The 7,051-nt window shown below is 65.7% G+C and carries 2 protein-coding genes; both read left to right on the top strand.

What is annotated here, in order from left to right:
* Positions 1-188 precede the first annotated feature (188 nt).
* Positions 189-6,263 (top strand): PA14 domain-containing protein, encoded by a 6,075-nt coding sequence (locus DI276_RS20495; RefSeq protein WP_112265719.1) that lies wholly within the window; start codon positions 189-191, stop codon positions 6,261-6,263.
* Between the two features lie 29 nt (positions 6,264-6,292).
* The gene (locus DI276_RS20490; RefSeq protein WP_157984835.1) at positions 6,293-6,787 is read left to right on the top strand and encodes a hypothetical protein; all 495 of its coding nucleotides are present in this window, start codon (positions 6,293-6,295) and stop codon (positions 6,785-6,787) included.
* The last annotated feature ends 264 nt before the right edge of the window (positions 6,788-7,051 follow it).

Genomic DNA, 7,051 nt, shown 5'->3' with positions numbered 1-7,051 from the left:
TGTTTCCTCTTTCACGGGAGTGTGGATGAGTCTGCCTGGAGTCAGACGGACAAGACGGTCGCGTAGACGTGGAGATAGATCGCCGGTTTCCGCTGTGTTGGTTGCAGCATTGGTGGCCTCGGTGGTGCAGGCGGTGCCTGCGATCGCCGGTGGCTGCGCCACCGGCGAAATATCACGATCCGCGTGAGTTGTCGTCGTGGGCGAACCCGCGGCAGGAGGGCCGCAAGCACGAGTCGCCGAAGGCGGCGGGTGATTTCCGGCCGTTGATGGGTGCCGATGCCGGTAAGGCCGCTTCGAAGTTCGATGCGAAGTCGTCGAAGGAGGTTGGCCGGGCGGAGAAGTCGGTCGACTACGTCAACTCGGACGGTACGCGGACGACGGTGTTGTCGAAGGTGCCGGTCAGTGTGCGGGATGACAAGGGCGCCTGGCGTGCGGTGGACACCCGGTTGACCGAGGACCGCGGTTCCAAGCGCGCGAAGACCGGCCCGCACCAGTTGGCTCCGGAGTTCGCCGCGTCCGCGGAGGACCGTGGTCTGGTCACGCTGGGGCCGATCGACCTGGGTGAGTCGGGTCAGCGGATCTCGGTCGCGCTCGAGGGTGCCCGGCGTGTTGCCAGGCAGACCAAGGACTCGAAGGCGACCTATGCCGATGTGTTGCCGGACACTGATCTGGAGTACGAGGTCGAGCCGGGCGGCGTGAAAGAGTCCATCGTCGTCAAGAAGCCGACATCGACCACCAGTTGGGTGTTCCGGATGGATACGGGGTCGCTCGTCCCGTCGCTGAAGGACGACGGCGTGCTGATCAAGGACACCAAGGGCAAGGTCGTAGCGTCGTTGCCGCCGATCGTCACTTGGGACTCGTCGGGCAGTGCGAAGGACAACAAGGCGCCCGCGCAGACTGGCGGCACCTACGCGCTCAAGCAGGACGGCAAGTCCTGGCTGCTGACCGTGTCGGTGGACCCGAAGTGGCTCAACGACAAGGCCAGGGTGTACCCAGTGGTGGTTGACCCGACTTACACCTACGGGTTCAACAACGATGACCAGTCGATCGCGTTCAAGTCCGATGGCTATCAGTGCACGAACTGCGGTATCGCGGTGGGCAACTCGAAGTCCGGGCCAGGCGGCGGGGATTCGTTCTGGCGCACGGCGTTCAAGCACGACTTCACCCCGCTGTTCGGCAAGAACATCGTCGGTGCCCGGTATGACTTCTGGCGCAACGCGCAGACCGGGTCGATGTTGTCGTGGCAGTCGAACCTGCACCACGCGAACGCGTTTGACTTCAATGGTGTCGGTCAGTTCCTGGCGTCCGGTCCGATCGGTGACCGGGGTTCGATCCAATCCAAGGCGCTGACCGACTTCATCGCCGGCAAGGTCAACGCACGGGACAACACCACCTACTTCATGCTCACGGGCTCGGAAGACAGCTCGTGGTCGTACAAGAACATGCAGGTCAACCTGATCGTCGATCACGGCACTGCGCCGCCGGCGACATCGTTGGTGAGCCCGGCGGACGGCAGTGTTCTCACGAACCTGACGCCGACGTTGTCGGTGAGTCCGGTGAGCAACCCCTCTGGCGACGGCACCCTCTACTGCTTCAAGGTCGCGACCGGTGCGGACGGGCAGTCCGGCATCGTGGTTGACTCCGGCTGCATCACCAGCAACACCTGGACCGTCCCACCGGGTGTGCTTACCGACGGCACCAGCTACACCTGGACCGTGCTGACCGCCCTCAGCGGCGGTGTGACCACCACAACGCCCAGTTGGGTCGGCCACTTCAAGGTCGACCAGCGGATCGGTGACGCAGGGCCCGCGCCGAAGGACACCCTCGGTCCGGTGACAGTGAACCTCGCCAACGGCAACGTAACCACGAAGATCGAAGGCCCGACGTTCGCGAGCGTGGGCGGTACGTCCGGCCTGTCGTTCTCGTACAACTCGCAGGGCCGCGAGCCGTACGGACTCCGCGCGTCCTACTACAACGACAGCACGCACTCCGGTGCGCCGGACGCGAACCCAGTCCTGGTGCGCAACGAGTCCCAGGTGAACGCCGACTGGGGCACCGAGTCAGTGTTCGCTCCCTCGCTGACGCCCGACTGGTTCGTGGGCCGCTGGGAGGGCTACGTTCAGGCTCCGGTGACCGGCACGTACCACTTCGGCGGCGTGCACGCGAACGGCGCCAAGATCTGGGTCAACAACACGCTGGTGTACAACAACCCGAACACTTCTGACGTCAACTTCGCGCTGACGAGCCAGAACGGGCCCGTAACCGAGATCGCACTGACCGCGGGTCAACGGGTGCCGATCACAGCCGAGCTGTACCACCGCACCGGCGCGGCCAGGATGAAGCTGTGGGTACAGACCAACGAAGCGTCGAACAAGGCGGTGCCACCACAGATCGTTCCAGCGTCGTGGCTCTACACCCAGGACACCCCGGCGCTGCCCACTGGCTGGCAGATCAACACCAGCCTGGTGGGCGGGGAGGCGACCTACGTCAAGGCGCAGGTTCAGGACCAGTCCATCGTGTTCACTGACTCGTCCGGCTCGAAGCACACCTGGACGAAGACGGGCTCCGGCAACTACACGCCGCCGCTGGGCGAGGACGGTGTTCTCGGCCTGGACTCCACCGGGAAGATCACGCTGCACGAAGGCGGTGTCGTCACGACGTTCAACGCCGACGGCAACCTCGCCGCCCAGTCGACGGCCGCGGACAGCCTTTCTCCCGCAGCAAACGTGATGACCTGGACGGGTTCGCCGTCCCGTCTGTCGCAGCTCGGCGATCCAGTGTCTGGACGGTCGCATCGCTTGTACTACAACCGTTCCGGCGATGACTGCTACGCGGGACGAACGCCGCCGCCTGGTTCGGACGCGCTGCCGCCGTCCCACATGCTCTGCCGCATCGCGTACTGGGATGGCTCGCAAACCGTTCTGTGGTACCGGAACGGCACGATCTCGCGGGTCGAGAACCCCGGCAGCGACTTCACTGATCTCGGCTTCAACGCCGACGGCACGCTGGCATCATTCCGCGGCCCCGGCGTGGTCGACTGGGTGGCGCAGGACCCGGCGACACGCAACATCGCCGAGACCTACACGGTGATCAGCTACACCGACCTGGTTGGTCGCCGAGCGGCGACCAACGTCCAGACGCCGTCAGCGAACGGGCAAGCGAACGGGCAGCGACTCGGCCATACCTACCGCTATGACAGGGCCAACCGGCAGTCCTTCATAGACGTTGCCGGGTTGTCTCCGGCAGCCGGTTACGCCATGAAGGTCACCTACGATGACGCCGACCGGCTGCTGACGAACACCGACGCGACAGGTAGGACGACGTCCAGCACGTGGAACAACGAAGACCAGATGCTCACGAGCACCGACAGCGCCGGACGGGTGTCGACGACGGTGTACGACCACGCCGACCGGGTGGCCGACCGATGGGGGCCGGCCCCTGCGAGCTGCTTCAACGGCCAAGTGCCGACGGCGGCGTGCGCGGCGACGGTGCCACGTGAGCAGACGATCTACGACGCGACCCTGCAGGGGCTCGAAGCGACATGGTGGGACAACACCCGCCTGGCCGGCACGGTCAAGACGCACGTGACGGGCGGCCTGGGCACGGGTGGTGCGATCGATGCGCACTTCGACGGCACCACGCCACCGGCCGCTGGTCTGCCGGGTGCCGGATACTCGGCCCGGCTGAGCGGCGAGATCGTCTTCCCCGACGCCGGTCAGTACGCGCTACGGGTGGTCGCGGACGACGGCGTGCGCGTCTCGATCGACGACCAGCCTCTGATCGACGCCTGGCGCGACCAGGGGCCGACCTCGTACACCGCGAACTACACCTCGCCGTCCGCGGGTGCGATCAAGCGCATCCGCATCGACTACAACAACACCGGCGGTCCCGGTGACCTGCACCTGTACTGGACCCGGCCGGGCGGCACCGAGCAGGTCGTGCCAGGCGCGAACCTGCGTCCCCGGTACGGCCTGGCCACCTCGAAGATCAAGTCCGAGTCGGCTGGCGTTGCCGACGAGGTGGTCGGGACCGGCTTCACGGACAACGGCCTGGACGCCGCGTACGGGCTCGCCACCAGCACCACGAAGGGCGCGCTGACGACCCGGACGAGCTATGAAGCGGTCGGCAGCGGATACCTGCGGGAGGTCGGCAAGACCAAGCCCACCGGTGCGCAGACTGTCCATCAGCACTACGGCAACACCGAGACGCGGGACAACCCGTGCACGACCCAGGTCGACGCGGTCAATCAAGCAGGCATGCCGAAGCTGACCCGCAAGCCGGCTCCGGCGTCTGGCTCGGCCCTCGAGGAGGAGCAGGTCTACGACGCGTCCGGCAGGGTCGTCGCGAAGAGTTCCAGCGGTGCGTGGACCTGCACCACTTACGACGGCCGGGGCCGGGTGACCTCGGTCAAGCACCCCTCGACTTCGTCTGCGGCGGAGCGGACCGTCACGACGAACTACGCGGTGAACGGTGACCCGCTGACCTCCTCGGTCAGCGACCACAGCGGCACCGTCACTACGAGGGTGGACTTGCTGGGACGCGTGGTCGAGTACATCGACGCCCACGGCGTGCGCACCGAGACCACGTACGACCAGGCAGGCCGCACGATCATGGAGAAGGTGAAGGCGCCGAACAGCGCCGCACAGCAAACGACCTCCACCTACGACGACGCCGGCCGGGTTCTCACCGTGTCGCTCGACAACATCCCGCTGGCCACTGTCACGTATGACGCGGCCGGTGAGCTGGCGACGGCGACCTACGCCAACGGTGCTTCTCTGGCCTCGATCGACAGGGACACGGCCGGTCGCACGGTGTCGCAGACGTGGAAGACCAGCGACAACGTGCAGACGGTCTCGACCGTCAGCAGGACGCGGAACGGCACGATCATCGATGAGACGCTGGGAGGTGTCGACGCCAATCCGAACGGGCCGAACTACCTCTACGACGGGGCGCGCAGGCTGAGTCAGGTGTGGACCACGGGTCACCACTACACCTACGACTTCACCTCGGCAGCGAACGCGGCGTGTCCTGCGGGCACGCAGTCGAACGCCGGCCTCAACACCAACCGTGTGCGTCAGCTCGATGAAACCGCGAGCGGGGTAGCGGAAACGAGCTACTGCTACGACGCGGCGGACCGGCTGCTCGCCACCGTTGGCGCGACCGCGGTGAGCGGGGTGCAGTACGACAAGTTCGGCAACACCACCCAGTACACGGTCGGTGGCGCCACCACTCACCTGTCCTGGGACGGGGCGGGCCGCAACATCGCGGCACGCTCCACCGGATCCGACCCTGCCGATGTCTCGTACCTCAGGGACGCCACCGACAGGCTCATCCAGCGCAGCGCCGCTCAGGGCGACACCGTGAACGTGGTGCGCTACGGCCACACCGCCGCCGGTGACACCTCCGACGTCGTACTGGGCGCCGACAACACGTTGCTGTCACGCACGTTCAGCCTTCCTGGCGGAGTGATCCACACGTGGACGCCCACAGCCGCCGCGCGGACGACTGACCATCCGTCGGTGCGCGGTGACCTCGCATTGACGATCGGTCACGACGGCAAGCAGGTCGGTGCGGTGCGGACGTACACGCCCAACGGCGAGCCTCTGAAGGCGGATGGCACGGTCGATCCGGACGGGGTTCCGGACAACCTGCCGGGCCAGATGGACCACGGCTGGGCCGGACAGCACCAGCGCCCGTACGAACACGCGGGTGCGCTGTCCATCGTCCAGATGGGCGCCCGTCCCTACAGCCCGCTGCTCGGTCGTTTCCTGTCCGTGGATCCCGTCGATGGCGGTAGCGCGAACGACTACGATTTCGCTGAGCATGACGCTGTCAACAACGAGGATCTCGACGGCAGGTCCTCGCGCCGTGTGCTCGGGAAGAGCAACATGAACTGGTACGAGCGGATCCGCTGCATGTGGCTGCCTCGTCAGTGTGCGGTCTATGCGGCGATCTCGTTCTGGGCCGGCAAGACAGCGGGGGCCTGGTTCCGCGGACGCTGGGAGCGTGGTGAGAACGCCTTCCGCCACTGCATCTGGCAAGCGATGCTGGTAGTGACATTGGGTTTCTGGAACGCCTACGCCTGGGCTACCGCGCACGAAGGGAACGACCGGACTCGGGACCACGATATCGACCTCTACAACAACCGCTGGGGACGCGCCGTCGGCCTCGGCGCGGCGCGGTCTGGACCGGCGGCATCGTGGGGCATAGCGCTTAGTAGCTGTTACGCACTTTTGAGAACTGGGCGATTGAGGACTTCGTGAGACGAACGTTTCGTTGGTCGGTGCTGGGCGTGGCGCTCCTCATGGCCACGTCCGGCCTGGCCGGATGTGGCTTTGGATTCAAAGCGCGGGAATGCACTCCTGAGTCCGATGCCGTCGTGAAGAGGCTGAAGGCAAGTCCGGTGCTGGAGTCGCTTCCTCCTGGGGCAAAAGGGGCGGAGATCTACGCGAAGAGGCCCTGCGACGACGAGGACGGCCTTGGCCAAGTGGGCAGGCAGCTGACGTCCACGTTGGAGGACGCCGCACTGCTCGCCTACTTCAGCGAGGAGTTCCCCAAGCAGGGATGGGCACTTCGAATGAACCTGGCAGGTCTACCTCGTGAGCCCAAGGGATTGCATGTGGGGGAGCCCCACCAGTGCTACGAAAACCCGGCAGAGCCGAACGTGACGCTGGAGATCATGCTGGGGCTCGGGGATAACCCGGACACCGATCTGCACGTGACGTTCGTCTTCAACGGCGGCACCTACAGCTGTGCCAACACTACTTCTCCGGCACAGACACGTTAGGGCGCTCAAGGCTGTCCCTCTGGGGGCAGCCTTGAGCGCTAAAGATCTTGCTACCGGCGTGGTCGATCGTTGCGTGGAAGGGCGTTCGGCTCGGCGACGTGTGGGTTGATGGCACGGGCAGCGTTGAGATGTCGTTGTGCGACTTCGGGTACGCCGCGTGTAGATGGCCTCCGGTGGCGGCGTGCACCAGGCCATTGTCATTGACGGTGGCTTCTGGATTGTGGCGGGACGCATGCCGCGATTAGCCCATTTGGAGTCTTTGAG

The sequence above is a fragment of the Lentzea terrae genome (genome assembly GCF_003265345.1).
Lineage (GTDB): Bacteria > Actinomycetota > Actinomycetes > Mycobacteriales > Pseudonocardiaceae > Lentzea > Lentzea terrae.
The sequence above is the reverse complement of the archived record's forward strand: the minus strand, read 5'-3'. Positions and strand labels throughout refer to the sequence as shown.